The 19,419-nt window shown below is 47.5% G+C and carries 18 protein-coding genes and 1 other annotated feature; of the genes, 5 read left to right on the top strand and 13 right to left on the bottom strand.

Annotation, left to right across the window (positions count from 1 at the left end; translation table 11 throughout):
* Window positions 1–13 precede the first annotated feature (13 nt).
* From KNQ05_RS00970 to KNQ05_RS00940, 7 genes are all read right to left on the bottom strand, one after another.
* Window positions 14–370 (bottom strand): flagellar protein FlaG, encoded by a 357-nt coding sequence (locus KNQ05_RS00970; RefSeq protein WP_088837775.1) that lies wholly within the window; start codon window positions 368–370, stop codon window positions 14–16.
* A 139-nt stretch (window positions 371–509) separates the two neighbouring features.
* Entirely contained in the window at window positions 510–1,334 is an 825-nt protein-coding gene (locus KNQ05_RS00965; protein WP_088837776.1) for a flagellin N-terminal helical domain-containing protein, read from the bottom strand.
* 226 nt (window positions 1,335–1,560) lie between these two features.
* On the bottom strand, window positions 1,561–2,844 hold the full coding sequence (locus KNQ05_RS00960) for a methyl-accepting chemotaxis protein (RefSeq protein WP_088837777.1): 1,284 nt from the start codon (window positions 2,842–2,844) through the stop codon (window positions 1,561–1,563).
* A 587-nt stretch (window positions 2,845–3,431) separates the two neighbouring features.
* A complete protein-coding gene (locus tag KNQ05_RS00955; protein ID WP_214804295.1) occupies window positions 3,432–4,946 on the bottom strand; it encodes a peptide ABC transporter substrate-binding protein in 1,515 nt (504 codons plus the stop codon).
* A 94-nt stretch (window positions 4,947–5,040) separates the two neighbouring features.
* Window positions 5,041–5,277, bottom strand: a binding site (T-box leader).
* Between the two features lie 62 nt (window positions 5,278–5,339).
* Complete coding sequence (locus KNQ05_RS00950; RefSeq protein ID WP_214801966.1) at window positions 5,340–5,732, bottom strand: hypothetical protein; 393 nt, start codon at window positions 5,730–5,732, stop codon at window positions 5,340–5,342.
* Window positions 5,733–6,353: 621 nt separating this feature from the next.
* Complete coding sequence (locus KNQ05_RS00945; protein WP_214801963.1) at window positions 6,354–7,184, bottom strand: GNAT family N-acetyltransferase; 831 nt, start codon at window positions 7,182–7,184, stop codon at window positions 6,354–6,356.
* Between the two features lie 63 nt (window positions 7,185–7,247).
* Window positions 7,248–7,730, bottom strand: a complete 483-nt coding sequence (locus tag KNQ05_RS00940) for a hypothetical protein (protein ID WP_088837780.1) — start codon at window positions 7,728–7,730, stop codon at window positions 7,248–7,250.
* A 138-nt stretch (window positions 7,731–7,868) separates the two neighbouring features.
* On the opposite strand from KNQ05_RS00940, the gene KNQ05_RS00935 reads away from it, so the two are divergent.
* The gene (locus KNQ05_RS00935; RefSeq protein WP_088837781.1) at window positions 7,869–8,372 is read left to right on the top strand and encodes a hypothetical protein; all 504 of its coding nucleotides are present in this window, start codon (window positions 7,869–7,871) and stop codon (window positions 8,370–8,372) included.
* A gap of 48 nt (window positions 8,373–8,420) precedes the next feature.
* Here the strand turns inward: KNQ05_RS00935 and KNQ05_RS00930 are convergent, their stop codons facing one another.
* Both KNQ05_RS00930 and KNQ05_RS00925 read right to left on the bottom strand, forming a co-directional pair.
* Window positions 8,421–9,683: a HAMP domain-containing sensor histidine kinase gene (locus KNQ05_RS00930; protein ID WP_214801960.1), complete on the bottom strand. Its 1,263-nt coding sequence runs from the start codon at window positions 9,681–9,683 to the stop codon at window positions 8,421–8,423.
* Entirely contained in the window at window positions 9,680–10,342 is a 663-nt protein-coding gene (locus KNQ05_RS00925) for a response regulator transcription factor (RefSeq protein ID WP_088837783.1), read from the bottom strand. Before KNQ05_RS00925 ends, KNQ05_RS00930 begins: the two co-directional genes overlap by 4 nt.
* Before the next feature lie 131 nt (window positions 10,343–10,473).
* Between KNQ05_RS00925 and KNQ05_RS00920 the strand changes: the two genes are divergently transcribed.
* The 4 genes from KNQ05_RS00920 to KNQ05_RS00905 all read left to right on the top strand — a co-directional run bounded on the left by KNQ05_RS00920 (window position 10,474) and on the right by KNQ05_RS00905 (window position 16,519).
* Window positions 10,474–11,613 carry a hypothetical protein gene (locus tag KNQ05_RS00920; protein WP_214804294.1) on the top strand — a complete coding sequence of 380 codons (1,140 nt, stop codon included), beginning with the start codon at window positions 10,474–10,476 and terminating at the stop codon, window positions 11,611–11,613.
* A 183-nt stretch (window positions 11,614–11,796) separates the two neighbouring features.
* Window positions 11,797–14,622: a sensor domain-containing protein gene (locus KNQ05_RS00915; protein ID WP_214804293.1), complete on the top strand. Its 2,826-nt coding sequence runs from the start codon at window positions 11,797–11,799 to the stop codon at window positions 14,620–14,622.
* An 86-nt stretch (window positions 14,623–14,708) separates the two neighbouring features.
* Window positions 14,709–15,590 carry a YitT family protein gene (locus KNQ05_RS00910; protein ID WP_214804292.1) on the top strand — a complete coding sequence of 294 codons (882 nt, stop codon included), beginning with the start codon at window positions 14,709–14,711 and terminating at the stop codon, window positions 15,588–15,590.
* Between the two features lie 32 nt (window positions 15,591–15,622).
* Window positions 15,623–16,519, top strand: coding sequence for an alpha/beta hydrolase (locus tag KNQ05_RS00905; RefSeq protein WP_088837787.1), 897 nt, complete (start codon window positions 15,623–15,625; stop codon window positions 16,517–16,519).
* 690 nt (window positions 16,520–17,209) lie between these two features.
* Here KNQ05_RS00905 and KNQ05_RS00900 read toward each other — a convergent pair.
* The 4 genes from KNQ05_RS00900 to KNQ05_RS00885 form a co-directional block, all read right to left on the bottom strand.
* Window positions 17,210–18,034 carry a squalene/phytoene synthase family protein gene (locus KNQ05_RS00900; protein WP_214804291.1) on the bottom strand — a complete coding sequence of 275 codons (825 nt, stop codon included), beginning with the start codon at window positions 18,032–18,034 and terminating at the stop codon, window positions 17,210–17,212.
* A gap of 137 nt (window positions 18,035–18,171) precedes the next feature.
* Window positions 18,172–18,396 carry a carbon storage regulator CsrA gene (csrA, locus tag KNQ05_RS00895; protein ID WP_029331452.1) on the bottom strand — a complete coding sequence of 75 codons (225 nt, stop codon included), beginning with the start codon at window positions 18,394–18,396 and terminating at the stop codon, window positions 18,172–18,174.
* The gene (gene fliW / locus KNQ05_RS00890) at window positions 18,396–18,836 is read right to left on the bottom strand and encodes a flagellar assembly protein FliW (protein WP_239456754.1); all 441 of its coding nucleotides are present in this window, start codon (window positions 18,834–18,836) and stop codon (window positions 18,396–18,398) included. The genes csrA and fliW overlap by 1 nt, the downstream gene beginning before the upstream one ends.
* Window positions 18,837–18,840: 4 nt before the next feature.
* Entirely contained in the window at window positions 18,841–19,419 is a 579-nt protein-coding gene (locus KNQ05_RS00885; RefSeq protein WP_088837790.1) for a DUF6470 family protein, read from the bottom strand.

The following is a 19,419-nucleotide window of genomic DNA, read 5'->3' as shown; positions in this document are numbered from 1 at the left end:
AGTCCTTTCTAAATTAAACCCGTTTATCGATTAATTGATTAAATTCCATAAATGCAGCGAAAAAATCCAATTCTTTTTTACTTGGAATTTCTTGCACGACATTATCATTCATATCAACGATTTGAATATAAAATTCATTTAGTTTTTCATGTTTTACGAACTTCAAACCAGTCCGTTGTATTTCGAGTTGGGAGTTCGCTTTTTCAATTGCTGTTTCAAGCTTCGTAACATGTTGAGATGTAGGCAAGACGACAACCCCATCTTGCTCTAGTTCTTCTTGGTTCGCTTCAACAAAGACGTTCCGTGTCGCTTCGTATGATAAGACGTTTGCAGGCAGGTGAAGCCGAATCTCCGTATTAATGGAATTCATAGACCAACACTCCTTATTTATTCTCTATGTAGTATATCGGCATTGTACTAAAAAATTATAATAGACATTTTATAAAATACATAAAAAGGTCACGGAACGAGTCCATGACCTTTTTTAGTCGTAATAGCTTAACCTTTGATTAACGGAGTAATTGAAGAACAGCTTGTGGCTGTTGGTTTGCTTGAGCAAGCATTGCTTGTGATGCTTGGTTTAAGATGTTGTTTTTAGTGAAATTCATCATTTCTTTCGCCATGTCTACATCACGAACACGTGACTCTGAAGCAGTTAAGTTTTCAGAAGCGTTGTTCAAGTTATTGATTGTGTGCTCTAAACGATTTTGAAGTGCACCAAGGTACGAACGACCAGACGATACAGATTCAATTTGTGTTTGAACAGTAGTAATCGCACCATCTGCTCCAGCTTGTGTGCTGATATCGAGAGCTGAAACTGCCGTAGAAACAGCACTTAAATCAACTCCAGCAGTAGTGAAATCGATATCAATTGTTTGCGTCGCATCTGCTCCAACATGAATTTTCCCGTTAGCATCTGATCCATCAAGAAGTTGTTTCGTATTGAAGGTAGTATTATCTTTGATACGTCCGATTTCTGAAGAAAGTTGATCGAACTCATCTTTCAATGCAGTTCTGTCAGCAGCAACGTTCGTATCGTTTGAAGATTGAACAGCAAGTTCACGTTGACGTTGGAGAATAGAATGCACTTCGTTCAAACCACCTTCTGCAGTTTGAATTAACGAAATACCATCTTGTGCGTTACGTGAAGCTTGTTCTAACCCACGAACTTGACCACGCATTTTTTCAGAAATTGCAAGTCCTGCAGCATCGTCACCAGCACGGTTGATACGAAGACCTGAAGAAAGTTTCTCCATTGCTTTTCCAGCGTTTGCTGTGTTTGCACTCATGTTACGATGAGCATTCATTGCGTTAAGGTTGTGATTGATAATCATTTTAAGTTTCCCTCCATAGGAATAATTTTTTTGTCTCTTTGAAGATCCTTCTTCTCCGAGATGCGCCCCCTGGCCGGCCCAAGGGTAGCGCGATGGTTGTAGTCGATGACTGCTTCCACTCTATATATCGTCGCCGTGCCGAAATGTTTAACAGTTTCTCTCAAAAAAAAAATAAAAAAATTCAAAAGAAAAATCGCAGACGGGACTTCCGCCTGCGATTTCTAAATTAGAGACGCGTCGCGCCCGTTTCTTCTTGCAGTTGTTCCGCGACTGCGACGAGCTCTTCCATCGCACCGTTGACTTCACTGAGTGAAGCCGCCTGATGACTAGAAGCCTGCAAGACTTGCTCCGCATGTTTCGATGCTTCTTCAACCATCGCGAGGATGTTCGCCGTCGTCAAACCGACTTGGTCAATCTCTTTGTCCGACTTCACGACAAGCTGGTCAACCGATTTAACACGTGAATACACATGTTCTGTTGAATGGTGAATTTCTTCGAATGACGACCCTGCTTGTTCGACAAGTCCGACACCGGTCGCGACTTCTTTTTGGACGTCCGTCATCGCATTCGCCGTATCGTTGACGAGACGTTTGACACCGGAAATCAAATCGGTGATTTCTTTTGCTGACGTCGCTGTTTGTTCAGCAAGCTTCTTGACTTCCGCCGCAACAACGGCGAAACCGCGACCGGCTTCTCCGGCACGTGCTGCTTCGATCGAGGCATTCAAACTGAGTAAGTTCGTCTGTGCTGAAATGTCACTGATGACGTCCGTGATTCGTGAAATTTCACCTGTCATATCCGTCAAACGACCGTTCAGTGTCGCGGATTGTTCCATCTTACTAGAAATCATATGCATCGCTTCAACCGAATCCGTTGCGAGCGTCTTGCCGTTCTCGGCTTCTGTCTGCATGACCGTCGCGGATTTCAAGGCTTCGTTCATTTCTTTTGCGACTTCATCCATCGTTCGTTTGACGGTACCGAGTGCATCCATCGAGAGATAGGCTTGATCGACGTTTTCGTTCATCTTCGTCGAGAGTTCCGCCATTGCAGTCCGGATGCTTTCTCCTGACGCGTTGCCTTCATGAACGGCTGCCGCGATTTCCTGGGCTGACGCCGTCAGCTTGTCGCTTGAGCTACCCATCTGTGTCGCTTGCTTGCGGATATGTACCACCATCACTTCGAGTTCATGCATCAACTGATCGACTTCGTCACCACGCTTCGCTTCTTCGAAATCCACATCAAAGTTACCGTTCGCGACTTCACGTGCCGTTTGTGTCGCTTTTTCGATTGCTTTGATCGGCTGACGGAGAATCAATTGAATCAACAGTGATCCGAGAATCGACAAGACTAACCCAATGCCCGCTCCAAATAAAATCGCCTGGTTTTCTGCGACGTCGACTCCACGCGAGAGGAATAATGTCAGCTGGGCAGAAATTCCGCCTGTAATGATTGAAATCACGAGAACCCATACAAATAACCGAATCTTTAAATTGCTACGTAACTTGCTCATATCCGTAACTTCCCTTCCTGATTCTTTTCTCAACATTCTCCTTATCGGCAAGATATGAGAACGCTTTAATAGGATTGACCTGATTTCAAAGTCGGTTATAGGATTTACTTGTCACAAAATAACAATTTGATTTATGCCAACGATAAATTAGTACAGCAACGTGTAGACAAAGGAACATCAGGTAATAAAAAGCGTCTTTTTTTCGTTGCTTTCCTCGGGCGAGGCGCAAGCCGTTGCTCCTTGATCCTCACGGACAATGAGCAGGGTCTTACCTGCCTCTGAAAGTGCGTTAAAAACGCACTTTTCCCCGTAGGAGTCAACGAAACGTGACGCTTTTTAGGGAATAACGTGACTGAAATCCAGTCATACAGACGGGTTAGAACACATTCCGTCTGAATCCCTTTAAACCGCTAACAGGAATCAGTCGCAACCCTGCAGTGAAGTGAAGAAATGCGGAAGATTGCCGCCTGGAAGACGCGTCGAGATAAGGAAGCGCAACATGACAATACCCATTTAGAAAAACTCTTCCTGACACAAAAAACCGTCCGCTTTGTCATCTAAACATGATAAGGCGAACGGCTGATGTTTTACTTACGATCAATTTCAACGTACTTATACGAGATGTCTGTCCCGACGTTGTGTCGGGCGAGGTGCGTGACTTCCGTGTTTTGCAAGAAGGCGTTTTTGCGTTGGTAGACCGGCGAAATCGCTTGATCGTCGAGTAACAGCGATTCAGCCTGACTCAACAGTTCCAACCGTTTATCTTGATCGAGTTCTTTTTCTGCCTGTTGCAAGAGACGGTCATACTTTTTGTTCGAGTAATCCATCATGTTGAACGGATTTCCCGTCATGAACAAGTTCAAGTATGTCGTCGCGTCTTGATAATCCGGTGCCCAGCTTGCAAGTGACAAATCATAGTCCCCTCGTCCTTCACGGGCAAGACGTTCCTTCTTCGGCAATGGCAAGAGTTTGACGTCGAGGTTTTGACGCTTTAACGTTCCTTGAATGTACTCCCCAATTTTTTTCGAGACGTCATCGTCCTCGATGATCATCGTCAATTCTAGATTTTGCGGTTCGAGGACTTTCTTCGCCTGCGCTTCGTCGAATGATGACGTGATTTGACGTGTTTTATCGTACTGCGGATCAAGCTCTTGCGGGACGATATAGTCGGCCGGTAACGAGCCGTTTCCGAGTAACGTTTCCGTCAACGCTTCTTTATTATAAGCAACGTCAATCGCTTGGCGGGTCTGCTTGTCTTTTAAAGCGTCCGTTTTTTGATTCATCCGGATGAAGAACATCCGTGAATCACTGAACGTGTTGTACTCTTTTTTATCTTTATAGTTGATGACGTTTTCCGAGTTGAGCGGTGCGACATCGAGTTCGCCTGTTTCAAACAAGTTGATCGCAAGCATCGGGTCCTTGATGATTTTGACGTCGACTTCGTCAATCTTGACTTGTTTTTGGTCGGCGTAGTCAGCATTTTTCGCGAGCGTGTAGCCTTGCTCCGCTTGATACTTCTTGAACGTGAACGGTCCGTTGTAGACATTCGTCTCCGGATCCGTCCCGAACTTGTCGCCTTGTGCTTTGACGATGTCTTCACGGACCGGCATGTACGTCCCGAACGTCGTCATGCTGAGGAAGTACGGCGTCGGTCGTTTCAGTTCGATTTGTAACGTTTCGTCGTCGATGACTTTCGTTTCTTTGACGGGCTCAAGCAAGTACGCAAACGGGGAGTTCGTCTCGATGACGCGCTCATAAGCATAGCGGAAGTTTTCTGCCGTGACGGGTTTTCCGTCAGACCATTTCGCCGTCGGGTCGAGCTTGAACGTATAGACTTTACCGTCTTCCGATACGCTGTGTGACGCAGCAGCTGCCGGGACGAGTTCATTGTTTTCATCGAAGCGGTACAGTCCTTCATAAATTTGGTTGAAGATGTTCGACGTGATGGCATCTGCCGGGTCAACCGACAGGAGATCATAACTTTCCATCGTGTGCAGGACTTTCTTTTCGTTTTCATTTGGTGCTGCCTGTTCTGTGTCTGTCGTCGAGCATCCTGCGAGTAGGAACGCCGTGCTTGCCGCCGCGATCAATGTCTTCTTCATAAAAAATTCCTCCTAAAGATAATGTGCGTTGGATGATTCGGCGTTCCTTGACGTAAAACAAAAGACGCCCTCTATGCATAGCAAAAGCTGCTGCATAGAGGGCGCCTGTATCCGCGCGGTGCCACCTCTAGTTGAGATTAAAAATCTCCTCTTGTCGCTGGTCCAACAACCAGCTAGCCTTGTAACGGGGGCAACCGTCCTGTCTACTGCAATCGTTCAACAGGCTCTCAGCGGTCCATTCCCTAATCAGCTTACCGCGTCAGGCTCTCACCTTTCCTGACTCGCTTTGTCGGCAGTGTTGACGGTACTTACTCCGCGTCGTTGATTTGTTTGATATGGCTTAACTTGGTCTTTACTTTACACGGATCGGATTTCACTGTCAATCAAAAGTGCTCAAAACGGATGATCTTCCTGTTTCTCCTGTTCTTTCCGGACCGGACGGGGACGAATCGGTTCGACCCGCTCGACGTGGGTCCGTGTAATGATCCGGTTACCAAATGCCGCGTCAAGTAAAATCGTGATGGCCGCTGCCATGTGTAATAACATCCCGACGACCGGAATGACACCGACTGTCGATGCGACGATTCCGACGATGTTTCCTTTTGACACATTGCCGGCCCGCGCCGTCAACACCACAACCACGATGTGGAACGCAAGCATCAACCATAAAGCGTTATAACCTGACCCGAGAACAATCAATCCACCGAGAATCGGAATCCCGAGGATGGCCTCTAAACCACCTGACACCCACTTCAACGTCCGTAATGATTCCTGTCGATCATTCATGTCGTCGCCTCCTCTATTTTTCCATATATCTAGTATACGACAAAACACGGGAGAGGTTTCAGACTTCCTTTAGATTATGAACTTATTTTTTTACGTGGTTTCCTTCGCTACATGTCCCCTAATTGCTAACAAAAAAGTTTCCGTCGTCCGGGCGCGACTCCTGTGGGAAAAGGAAGGGCTTGTCCCTTCCGTCAGGAACAGGCAAGACCCGGTCGGCTGCAAGTCGATCGCGGCTTGCGTTCCGCCCGAGGAAAGCGCGCCCGAGGACGATAGGAAACGATACTCTATTTTTTAAAATCAGTAAGACCCAAACGCCTATGCCTTTTATAACGATTACATAAACAAGCCCACTCCCATGAACTTTCCATCAAACTGCTTATGCTCCTATCGTCCGGGCGCGACTCCTGCGGGAAAAGGAAGGGCTCGTCCCTTCCGTCAGGAACAAGCGAGACCCGGTCGGCTAAAAGCCGATCGCGGCTTGCGTTCCGCCCGAGGAAAGCGCGCCAGCGGACGATCGGAAACGATATTCTATTTTCTTAGAGAGTAGTAAGACCTAAGGTCTATGCTTGCTATACGATTTCACAAAAAAAGCCCACTCCCGTGGACTTTCGTTCAGACTTCTTATAATTCAAGCACGTGGAACTGATAACCGCGACCGACGACGAATCCGGCATCTTTATAGAGATCCAGTGCCCGTGCGTTATCCGTCTCGACATCGAGTTCAAGCTGCGTTCGACCTGTCCGGAACATCGCTTGGACCATCAGTTTCAACATCTTCTTCCCGTAGCCATTGCCCTGCGCTTCCGGACGAACGGCGAACGCATGGATGCTCGCTTGTGTCTCGGATGCTAAATATGCACGGACGACACCGACCGGCTGACCGTTCGCGACACCGACATACGTGACGCGATCCTCTGTCTCAATCGCTTGATAAATCGCTTCCGCCTCGTCCGCTGTATTTCCGAACGACTGTCCGAGCGTCTCGACGATGAACGGACGGTCCGATGCCGTCGCTTCGCGTAATTCGAAATCAGGGTCTGCTTTTAAGAACAATTGCGCTTTTTTCAGCACCATATTGTATTCCGTCATCCGGTACTCTGCCCCAAGCTTGCCCAAGACTGCTTTACCGGATTGACTTGCATCATCAATGACGAACGTAAAGGCTTCCGCACCCGCTTCGCGCGCTACGCCAGCCGCCGTTTCGACGAGCGATTTAAAAATCCCTTGCTGCCGGTAATCGGGATCAACGAAGACGTTGACTTCCCATTCTGTCGGTAGATACGCGAAGGCTTGCAGGTAGCCAATCAATTTTGAGCCATCGTAGACAGCAAAATCATTCTCGCCGACATAATCTGCCGCCACCTTCAATTCAATTCCATCATGATCGTTGACACATTTCTCAAGTTGCAAGACATCTGTCGTTTGTAAGACTTTCGTTACTGTAAATTCCATCTCTCTTCACCTCAACCTTTACTATAGCGAACCACTAAAAGAAGCACTAGCAAAAGCTAATGCTTACTGCAGTTTAAATGTTTTCATCATCCGCGGAACGTGATATGTGATCAAGCGTTCGATTGTTTTGTTCCCGACTGCACCTTTAACGGCTTCCGTCGGTTGGACATAATAGTACGTTTTATTGTCCTTCGTCCCAAGATACGTGCCGTACCCGACTTGACGATCGAACTGTTTTTTCGACAGTTTCTTCGGTTCATAGTTCAAGTTGACGAGCAACTGATCTTTTCCCTTCACTTTATAATAGAGCGAAAACGTTCCGCTTCGTGTCACGGTACCGTACTTCGTCTTGACCGTCTTGTTTTTGATCAGCTCGACTTTGTCTTGCGCGATCGCTTTCTTCAGCGTCTCTGTCGCCTTGACCGAATAACCAAGCTGTTTGTTTTGAACCATCCCTTTTTGATAAGAGACGTTCGTCGCACCAAAGGCCGTCACCGGAATCAGACATGCCCCGATTAATAGTCCTGTCATTGCGATTCGTTTCATGCTGATTCCTCCTTTATGTATGCGATAATAGTAAAATTCCCTTTCGTACAATAGGTAAACCTTATTCTCGAAAAAGATTTGACGGAATTGTCTAAATTTCTTACGATAAGAGTAACGAAACGAAATGGGGTTAAAAGGATGGCTGAACAAGAACAATTAACACAAGAACAGCTCGATAATCTGCTCAAGAACTCATTCGCGATGCAGGTACCAATCCTCGAGAAGTTCATGAAAGATACACATGACCGCTATGCACTCGCAACGACTTCTTTCAAACGGGATATGGACGCGATGAAAGAATCGGAATGGCATCAATTCTTCGCCGGCAAATTGTTACCGCACTTCTTCCTCGAGCATCTTGGATTCGGCGCTTCGTTCCGCTTCAACGGACACGATAAAGAAGTCGACCTCCCGGAAAACGTCGTCCCTGTCCGTAATGATGCAGATGACCAAATCGCGAAAGTCGTCCTCGGCGTCGAAAAAGCGATGAAGGACATGCACATCAAAAACCACAACCTCGTCGCGAAATTTTACCAAGAGACACTCGAACTCGCTTGCCAAATGGGCAGCCGCGTCGGCATGAGTGATGAATTCTATACACTCGTCAAACCGAGTCTCGTCCACGAAAACGAATCAAAATAAGCACTGACAGCCCCGCTCCTCTCGACGAGGAACGGGGCTTTTTTTACATTATAGACGAATAAAGAAACACGCTCCGCCTTGCGGACTCGTTCGAACGCCATAGACCAGTTCATGGCTGTCGAGAATCAAACGGCTAATCGCAAGCCCGAGCCCGTGCCCGGAACTGCCGTCTTGTTTGACGTACAAATCCCAAATCGTCGCCCGGTCGGACTCCGGGACGCCACGCCCCGCGTCCTCGACCGTCATTTCAGTCTCCGTCAGCCGAATGATGACCCGGCTATCAGGCGGAGCAGCAGCGTGGGCATTCATCAGGAAGTTGACGAGGACCCGTTCGAACATATGCCTGTCAACACGACGCGTGACGGGCACAGCTTCAGCGACAAGTGCCACCCCCTCCTTCGCAAACGTCGCCTCCAACCGTCCGATCGTATCGAACACCAGGTCGTCTAGTCGCGTCTCAACCCGCTCGAGCGGCATCATCCCTCCGGCAAGCTTCGAGTAGACGAGCGTCTCATCAATCAATAGGCCGAGGCGATCCGTCTCCTCGATGATGCTGTCCGTGACATCCGGTAGTTCGTCTAGCGGAATCACTCCTGCTGCGAGCGCCTCCGTTTCGTTGCGGATGATTGCGAGCGGCGTCCGCAAATCATGGGTGATACCGGCGATGAATGACTTTTGCAACGTTTCTTTTTGGAGGAGTTGTTCCTGCATTTCATCGACGGCAGCAATCAACTCACCGACTTCATCATTCGGTCGTTCGGGTAGCGGGACGCTTTTTTTCCCAGCTCCGATTTGCTGGGCGACGGACCGTAAGTTGACGATCGGTCGCGTGAACTGTCGTCCCATATAATAAGCAAGCCCTGTCGCAAGCAACAAGGTCACGAGGAGCGCGACACCAATCGCCAAGTAGACACCGTTCAACGCACTACTCGCGAGCGGTGCATTTCGAATCGTCGTGATGACCGTGTCCCCCTCTTTCAGCTGATAGGTCAACAAACGTTGATTCTGAACATCAATCACGTCTTGTTGCTGCAACTTCTCGAGCGCCGGTAAGTTGACCGGTTGCGGTCCTCGTCCACCGAGGCGTTGCGTTTGTCCGTCGATCGTGATGAAACCTTGAATGTCACGGGGAAGCGGTTGATTGCCGTCGATCGCTTCTTGAATGATATTTGCTTCACGTGCGAGTTGACTGTAGCGTTCGTCTTCCGCAAACCGATTGACGAGCACCGCCGTCAAGATAAAACTCAAGCTACCCATGACGAGGAGCGGTGCGACGACCGCCAGTAAAAACTTCCGCATCAATTTACTCATTCCATCGCCTCCAGTCGATATCCGACCCGGTGGACCGTCTTTAACTGTTGTTTGATCGTCGGTAACTTATCACGCAATTGTTTGACGTGCGTATCGACGGTCCGGGTATCGCCACCGAACGTATATCCCCAGACATCATCCAGGATTTGATCGCGACTGAGTGCTTCACCGATATGTTCGACGAAGTATGTCAACAGTTCAAACTCCATCTTCGCTAGACTAAGCGACTGCTCGCCGTTTTTGACGAGACGCGCTTTCGGATCCAACGTTAAGTCACCCAACCGGAAGGCGGTGTCTTTCGGACGCTGGTTCAGCGCCCGCTCGAGCCGGATCGTCAGTTCTTTCAAGACGACGGGTTTGACGAGGTAATCGTCTGCTCCGAGCTCAAGTCCGAATACACGGTCATCCGCTTCACCACGCGACGTCATCATGAAGACGACGGGCGGCATAGCGACCGCTTTAATCGACGGGACGAGCGACCAGCCGTCCCCATCCGGGAGTCGAACATCGACGAGGACCGCGTCAAACGTCGTTTTGCTTAAGGCGTCCTTCGCTTGTCCAATCGACATCGCGAGTGTCACTTCATATCCGTGGTGCCGTAAAAAACGTTCTGTCACGTGTGCTAACTTTACTTCATCTTCAATCAATAAAATATTCATCGTTATCCCTCCACATGCTTAGTGTACCGCCTTTTCCAGCCGATTTGCTTTTCTTGGCAATTTCTTTGCAACTTCCTCACAACTTCGTTTTCGATTCACGCTAACATACAAGGTGAAAGGAGTGATCAACCATGAAATTCAAAAAACAATGGATCACCGCACTTACAATCAGCGCATTAACAGTAGGAGGAGCTTCTGCTCTCGCTGCAACAAATGATAGCGATGCATCGAAAACGAAATCCGAGCGTCATCACTTCGAAGGTATGAAAAAAATGGACGTTACAATCCTCTTAGATAAACTCGGCATCACAGAAGACGAGGCACAAACAGCACGGGAAGCGAAGACATCGATTGCTGAGCTCGCAGAAGAAAAAGGTATCTCGTTCGCCGACTACAAAGCCGCTGAACTTGCAGCAACAAAAGAACAACTCGCTAGTCTTGTCGCGTCAGGGGATCTTACGAAAACACAATCCGCTGATATGTTAGAACGTCAAACGGAGCGCTTCAGCAAAGTCTCGAGCTATGACGAATTGAAAGAACAGCAGCCTAAAGGGCAACGTCACGGTGACAAGGGCGGTTTCTTTAATAAAGAACTCGTCGCAGATGTCCTTGCCGCACTCAACTTAAATCAAGAGGACTTCGATGCTGCAAACCAATCACTCGCCGCGTTCGCGAAAGCCCAATCAATCCAGTTCGCCGACTACAAAAAAGCGGTCATCGCCTCACAATCAGAACAACTTGACCAATTCGTCAAAGACGGTAAGATGACGGAAAAACAGGCGACGACGATTAAAGAACGGATGACTGAAGAGTTCTCAGACATGACGAGTTATGACGAGTTGCCGGATCGGGAAAAACAAGGACAAGGCAAACGTGACGGCGGACAACGCGACGTCTTCGGTGACACGACTGCAACGGTCTTAGCGAGTCTCAAACTCGATGAAGCGAAATTCGAAGCTGCCGATCAAGCACTTCCTGAATTTGCGAAAGCGAACGATATCGCCTTCGACGACTTCGAGCAAGCGGTCCTCACCGCTCAAACGGCTGCAATTGATGCGAAACTAGCAGACGGTTCCATCACAGAAAAACAAGCGACGTCGATGAAGGAACGGATGCAAGAACGTGCGGATCAGGTCTCAAGTTATGACGACCTTAAGCAAGGACCACGCGATGGTAGACAAGGTGGTCGTCACCACGGAATGAACGAAAAGAATACGGATCAATCAACGGACCCGAATGCAAGCGAGACATCTGTCGATCTTGCCATTTAATCCATTCAAAAAGAACAGGTGCTTCTGTACCTGTTCTTTTATTTGTTTTTTGATATTCCGATTCTCTTTTTTTGAAAAAACAGTCTATTTTTCGAACTTTAATTGCAATTGTCGCCACTTAGAACCGATACTAGAAATAGGATTACAGATTCTTGAATTACATTCTAGTGAGGAGATATAGCTATGACTTTTTTCGACGCTATGCAACGACTAAGTCGTTCATCGACATCCCCTCTATTCATTGGTGGATTAGAACTCTCACATCCCGATAGCGCAGAATTCTTTTTCCATCAAAACGCGGATGCGATTTTCTTTTTTAACCATCTTGGTGAAATCATATATTTCAATGAAAAATTGCCTGCAATGCTTGGGTATTCCACGGAAACACTGTATGAACACTTTGGAGTATTTAATCCCCCTGAACAAATTGATGCAGTCACAGCATTTTTTGAACGTGCTCTTACAGGAGAGACCGTTCACTACACCGCCCAAGGCCTCCATAACGATCATTATCGGCTGACCTTAAAGATTACGAACATGCCCATTCTTCAAGATAATCGAGTCATTGGTGTATACGGGATCGCACGTGATATCACTCGAGAAAAACAACTTGAAGAAGATGTTGTTCAAATTCGATCACAGCTCGAACTAACGGAACACATTCCAGAACTTGTTGTCTTCCATTACGATCCTTCTACGAGGAGCATCGAACATTCCGCCTCTTTGATGAATTACTTAGGCGTTTCATCTGACGAGTTGGGGACATTATCACGCGAACAGTTACATAACCTCATTCACCCGCGCGATTTTGACCCGCTTCTGTTTAATATGGAGCGACTCATTGATTGTGAAGTGGAGATGTTTGAACAAGAGGTTTCTGTCTTAAATGCCTCAAACGGATATCAATTATTACGCTTAAAAGCATTTCGCCGCCCGGAAAACAATGAACTAATTTCCGTTATCCTGTATGACTTATCGGAAGTCAACGAAGCGCGACGCCAATTAACGCTTGAACGGGAACAGACACGTGAAATTTACGAAGCGCTTGATGCAGCCATTTCGCAAATCGACCCTTCTACTGGCCGAGTCCTCTTCCACTCCCAGGGGTTTCTTCAAATTTTTGAAGAATTGCCAGAGGATTTGTGCTTAAGTCAAAAATGGCTATTCGAGCGAATAGACGAACGGGATCACCTGGCGATGAAACATTTTATCCAACAACTGCTTTCTGGAAAATCCGGAACGATTCAATATCGTCTCCGCTTTCCAGATGGACGACGGAAATGGATTGAAGATCAACAGTTACCTGTTTTCCACCTGGATGGGAACATTGCCTATTCAAACAGTATCATGCATGACATCACGCTTCAAAAAGAGTATGAGGAACGGCTGCAGCAACTCGCATTGATTGATGCAATCACCGAATTGCCGAACCGTCAATTATTAACGGACACCATTGAGGAATGGATGAAGAACGATCAATCTTTCTCCGTTCTTTCGGTTTCCTTCAACCGGATTTCTGAAATCAATAACGCGTTCGGCCATGCATCCGGTGATCAATGGTTACAAGCGACGAGTCGCATTCTGTCGATCACTAAACCGGAAGAAGTATTCCTTGGCCATCTTGGGGGAGATGAGTATGCCATGCTCGTACCCTCCAGTTACAGTGATGACATTACTTCCTGTGCGGAAAAACTGCTCGCACTCTCGGCAAATCCGATTTTGATTGAACCGTATGAATTGTTCGCCCGTATTTCTGCTGGGGTTAGTCGTTTCCCGGGAGACAGTCAGGATGCGATTGAACTGCTAAAACATTCCTACACTGCTTTACGCCGTTCACGACGGGAAGATCACAGTACGTTTCATCATTACGCTTCGAATCTTGACATCGATTACTACAGACGTTACCGACTCGAACAAGACTTACACTATGCCATTGAACGCAACGAGCTATTCCTTGAATACCAACCGAAAGTCGATAGCTGGACCGGAAAAATCATTGGACTTGAAGCTTTAATCCGTTGGCAACATCCAGAATGGGGACGGATTCCGCCAAATGACTTCATCCCCCTTGCTGAGGAAAGCTCACTTCATCTTGCAATTGGCGACTGGGTCATTGAGACCGCATGCCAAGCAATGAACTCTTGGGCACGGGCCGGTTCAAATCTTATTCCAATTTCAGTGAACGTCTCACCAAAACGTTTCTTGATTCCCGGTTTTGAACATCAGATTGAGCAGGCATTGCTAAAATACAATTTATCCCCTCATTTATTTGAACTCGAAATCACGGAAGCAGCACTTATTATGGAAGACCCGAACACGAACCGTATGCTCGAACACTTAAGTCACCTCGGTGTTCGAATTGCATTGGATGACTTTGGTAAAGGTTACTCATCGATGGTTTATTTACAGCGATATCCGATTGATGTCGTCAAGATTGACCGTCAGTTTGCAACGCACATTGCTGATGACGCAAAAGCACAGGCCATTGTTAAAAGCATTCTTTATATGGCGTCCGTCTTCAATCTTTCCGTCGTTGCAGAAGGTATTGAAACGATACGACAGCTGGAAACGTTCCGTGACCTCAATTGTCCGAACATTCAAGGATATTTGTTCAGTCGTCCTGTTTCAACAGAAATCATGCAAAGTTATTTGTTACGGGAAATTTTGTATCCGATTGAAGCCTGCGCCCTGACAAGTGAAGGTACTCCCAGTTTTTCGATTGAAGGGAAAATTAAGATGTTGACGCACCATGAAATGGCGCTGGATTTCGATTATTCGGACATTCATGCGCATCAGACGGATACACGCCACCTCTATTTCACAACAGAAGTCCCGCTGCCTTTAAACACAGCGACCTTCGAAGTCCGTTTATCCGAAGGGTTACAACTTGTCAGCTGCACACTGACCGTCATCGGTTTCGAACATGGACAATATATCGGTGCCTATACGAACACTTCGGAAGCAGAACTCGTTTTACGGTTTTTCCAATCAATTCGACCGTTTATCTAATTATTCGCACTAAGGTTGCTCTCGCATGCCTTAGTGCTTTTTTGTTATAGTAAACACAGAAACACTTTTCAAAAAGGGGGAATTCGATGAGTGGTGCGATCCAAACGAAAGCTCACCGACGAACGACGAAATGGCAACTTATACGCCGCCTTTTGTTATTGACGATTGGTGCCATCGTCTTCGCAATCGGTTTGAAAGGATTCCTTGTTCCGAATAATATCATCGATGGTGGGATTGTCGGAATTTCCATCATTGGGTCAAAACTGACGGATACGACACTTGCATTATGGCTCTTCTTTTTAAATATCCCGTTCATCTTTTTTGGTTATAAACAGATTGGTAAGACCTTTGCCCTGTCTACGCTTTATGCAATTTTCATCATGGCGGTCGCGACGAAATTACTCGAAGGCATCGGACCGATGACGAACGTCGATCTCCTTGCGACCGTCTTCGGTGGTTTAATTCTCGGAATTGGCGTCGGTATCGTCATCCGGGCCAGTGGATCGCTCGACGGAACGGAGATTCTTGCTGTTTCCTTCAGTCGCTCGACCCCCTTTTCCGTCGGTGAAATTGTAATGTTCTTTAACGTCTTCATCCTCGGAGCAGCCGGATTCGTCTTCGGTTGGGACCGGGCGATGTACTCGCTGATTACGTATTTCATTGCCTTCAAGACAATTGATGTCGTCATTGACGGACTCGATCAATCAAAGAGTGTATGGATCATTTCTGAGAACTACGAAGAAATCGGCCTTGCCATCATGGACCGGCTCGGTCGGAGCATGACGTACTTAAATGGAGAAGGATCTTTTTCCGGGGATGATAAGAAAGTCATTTTTTGTGTCATCAGCCGGCTCGAAGAAACGAAATTAAAAGAAATCGTCCGCGACTTCGACGAACAGGCCTTCATCGCCATCGGCAACATTCATGACGTCCACGGTGGCCGCTTCAAGAAAAAAGATATTCATTAATTCACAGTTGTTCGAGAAAGGGAGTCGCGCCGTTGTTGAAGAAACATCGCAAGAAAATCATCGGGGGATTGATCCTCGTCATCGTTCTTTTGTTGATTGCTCTCGTCGGAATTTCTGCTTATGTCGGTTCGTCCTTAACGAAACCGGAACGGGAAGCATTGACGACGAATCCTAAAAAAGCAGAAAAACTGGCTTATGAAGACGTCTCCTTCCGCTCGCTAAAAGATCGCACGCGGCTATCCGGCTGGTGGATTCCGAGTGAGGATGCGAAACTGACAATCGTCTTTGCTCACGGCTATGGGAAAAACCGGGAACAGACGGATGTCCCCATCTTCCCGCTCTTCAAAAAATTTCATGATGCCGGCTATAACGTCTTAACATTTGATTTCCGCGGGTCCGGGATCTCGGAAGGAAAACGTGTCACGGTCGGGGCAAAAGAACAAGATGACTTGCTGACAGCTGTCAGCTATGCCAAATCACGTGCTTCAGAGCCGGTTGTTCTTTATGGTATCTCAATGGGCGCTTCGACTGCCCTTGTCACGGCTCCAAAAGCAGATGTCGCCGGTGTCATCGCGGATAGTCCGTTCAGTGATTTAGAAAATTATTTAGAAACGAACCTCCCCGTCTGGAGCGGGTTGCCGAACTTCCCGTTCACACCCGTCATCCTGCAAGTGACGCCTCCACTGACAGGGCTGAACCCGGAACGTGTCAAACCGATTGAAGCGATTCGACGGATTGATCTTCCCATCCTGATGATTCATGGCAAGGACGATGATGCGATTCCGGTCACGGAAAGCATGCGCCTTCAAAAAGCGGCGCCACATTCTGAGCTTTATGTGACGGAAAACGGCGGACATGTCCAGTCTTATGCCCATGACCGCAAAGCCTATGAAGACAAGGTCCTATCTTATTTAGAAGACATCAAATGATTTCACATCAATAATCGCAGCAACTCTTTAATTAAGGAACAGTCGCTGTACCTTCAATCTCTTAACCCAAAAAAAAGAGTCAATCCAAGCTGATTTTTTATCAGTAGGTTAGACTCTTTTTTTGTTTGGGACGACTTCACTAAAATGATTCGAATTAGAGAAAAACACGGCGACTACGCTCAGACCTTAGACAAATGCTTATGAAGCGTGAACATGCTATAACGAGATGCGATCCGTTCGCGCTTCCCTGTCTCGCCTCGTCTTCAAAGCGGCAATCGGTCACGCCGATACAGCAAAGCTGCAGGGTCGCGACCGATTGCTTTTCGCGGTTCTAAGCGATTCGAGACGGATTGCGCTCTAAACCGCCTGCATGCCTGGATTTCTGTCACGGTATTACCTAAAAAGCGTCACGTTTCGTTGACTCCTACGGGAAAAAGTGCGTTTTTAACGCACTTTCAAAGTCAGACAAGACCCTGCTCGTTGTCCGTGGGGATTAAGGAACAACGAACAAGGAAGACGCCTTCTCTCCCGATTGCACGTTGTCCACACGTTTAAACCCAGCTACTACACTGTTCAGAAACCGCGGCAGAACATTAAAGTTCCGGACTCCTGCTAACGACAAAAAACACTTACCCACACGCCTCATCCTGCCAAGCGTCATGTGTAAGTGTTTCTCTTTTAGTCAGTTCATTATCGTTTTAAAACCGCACTTCCGACGATTTTCAAGACTTCTGGTCGACTGAGCTTCTCTTTTCCCCGAGCGAGCGCATCCAGCGTTCCATGTGCGAGGGCAAGTGGAATCTTACAAAACTCGTAGATCGTCGTCTCTTTCGGAATCGACGCGAGATACAAATCCGCTTCTGCCAAGTTATCCTGCGCGTACGTAAACATCGTCTCCGTCGTCCAACCGGGTGGGAAGTATCCGACACCGCGTTCTGCATCTTCTTGTTGGTTCCGTAAGATGTTAACTGCTTGGAGTCCCCGACCAAAACCAATCGCCTGTTGTTTATCCGTGACGATACCCGCTTTCCAGTACCAAATATCTGACAACATGACACCGACGAGTCCGGCAACATAATAGGTGTACTCATCAAGATCAGCTTCCGTCTCGACCGTCCAGTCACGTTCTGCCCAGACAGCCATCCCTTCTGCCATCTCTGCCGTTGATTCAAGGACTTTCGCCCGAATCCCCGCCGGACAGTAAGCAATCCATTCTGAAAGACGAAGGGTCACTTCCGGCAACTGATTTGCATACGGTGCAATCAATGCTTGATAAGCAGCTCCCGAAAACGTTCCACGCATCTGGAGGGCCGTCTCCCGAAGGAGCGTCGTCTTGACGTCTGTCGGCAAGTCTTCATGGTCCTCAATCTCATCAATCGCACGCATGCACAGGTAGGCAGACCCGACTGCCTCTTGCAGTTCTTGCGATAGGCGACTGATTGGTATATAAAAGGTTCGGCTCGTCGCTTTTAGTACACGATTCGCATCTTTTTTCAGCTGCTTCGTCTCATTCATTGCTTACACTCCCTCTTTGTCTAAAAAGGTTTCTTTTCTCTACATTACTATACACGATTCGAAAGGAATGAGCATTTTTTTCGTGGAAATGAAAAAAACTTCTTTTGGTCGCGTGCGCACAAAAGAAGTTCACCTCATTATTCAGAACGCTGTTTTAACAACTGACTCATCAATCCGGTACTGCGAGATGCTTCCGCATTTTCATCTTGGATTGCAAGATAAATTTCTTTCCGATGGATGTCGATGTGACGCGGCGCATCGATTCCGAGTTTGATTTGGTCCCCTTCGATTGCAAGAACCGTCAACTCGATATCATCCCCGATTTGAATCGCTTCCCCCGTTTTACGTTTTAAGACGAGCATCAGCGACCACCTACTTCCGTTAGACTACCAATCACATGCCGGTTTGAATACGTTTCATCAAGGATGACTTGTTTCGCTTGCCGACGTTTCGTCTCCATGACGAACGGTGCGCGTAAGTTCGTCGTCGACTCCTCGAACCGTTCACGTAACGTGACCGTCGTATAGACAGCGACTTGTGCCGTATCTTGGATACCGAGTTGTTCTTTCGCTGATTCTGGTAATTCAAAGACATACTCCGGATCAATCCAAAACGGATTCGTCACGACGAATGCGCATTCCGTTTGATCAATCGATTGGAAGGACCAGAACGGAATGCCTTCTCCGAACGGTAATAAGATAAAACGACGTGCCTCTGGAAAACCGGGTACTTCGGAAGCGAACGTGATGATTTCACTTTCCTCGATTTGAACCGTTCCAAAAAAATCTGTTTCGATATGCATGTGATTATCCTTCCCCATCGAATATGCCGCCGACTGGCCACATATCCAGTTGATTTTGTTCCCGTAGGTAAATTTCTGTCGTGCCTGGCGTGACGTTTAATTCCGGTCGATGTATCTCAACATCGATTTGCGGTTTTTGCGCCGTATAGTTGACACGCACCTCTGCCGGTGTGTAATTGATTTTGACCCGGTCGAGACTGCGTGGCGTAAAGCCGAGCGTCGTCACTTCTGCCGGTGGTGCTTGCCGGGATGTCGCGATGCGAGCAACGGCATCTCCCCGTTGCTCGATCCGCATCAACTGATCCCCTTCAGCTGCTGCCCGCCCGACTGCTTGTTGTCCCATTTGTCGTCCGTAATCAGCATAACGCTGAACGGATTCAAATGCCGGGATTCGTCCGATTTCAATCCATGCCTGTGACGAATCAATTTCGAGTCGTGCCGCGACCGTTTCGAGCGACAGCTCGCCTTTCGGTTGCTCGATTGACAAGGACGCTTGTTGTTGGTGTTGTTCAAGCGTCGCCCGTGTCGTATTGATACCGATTTTAGCAGACGTTTGACGCATTTCAAGATGCGGAAGGTTCAT

Source organism: Exiguobacterium sp. s125 (assembly GCF_018618605.1).
Taxonomy (GTDB): domain Bacteria; phylum Bacillota; class Bacilli; order Exiguobacteriales; family Exiguobacteriaceae; genus Exiguobacterium_A; species Exiguobacterium_A oxidotolerans.
Note: the sequence above shows the minus strand (reverse complement) of the source record. Positions and strands in the feature narration are given on the sequence as shown.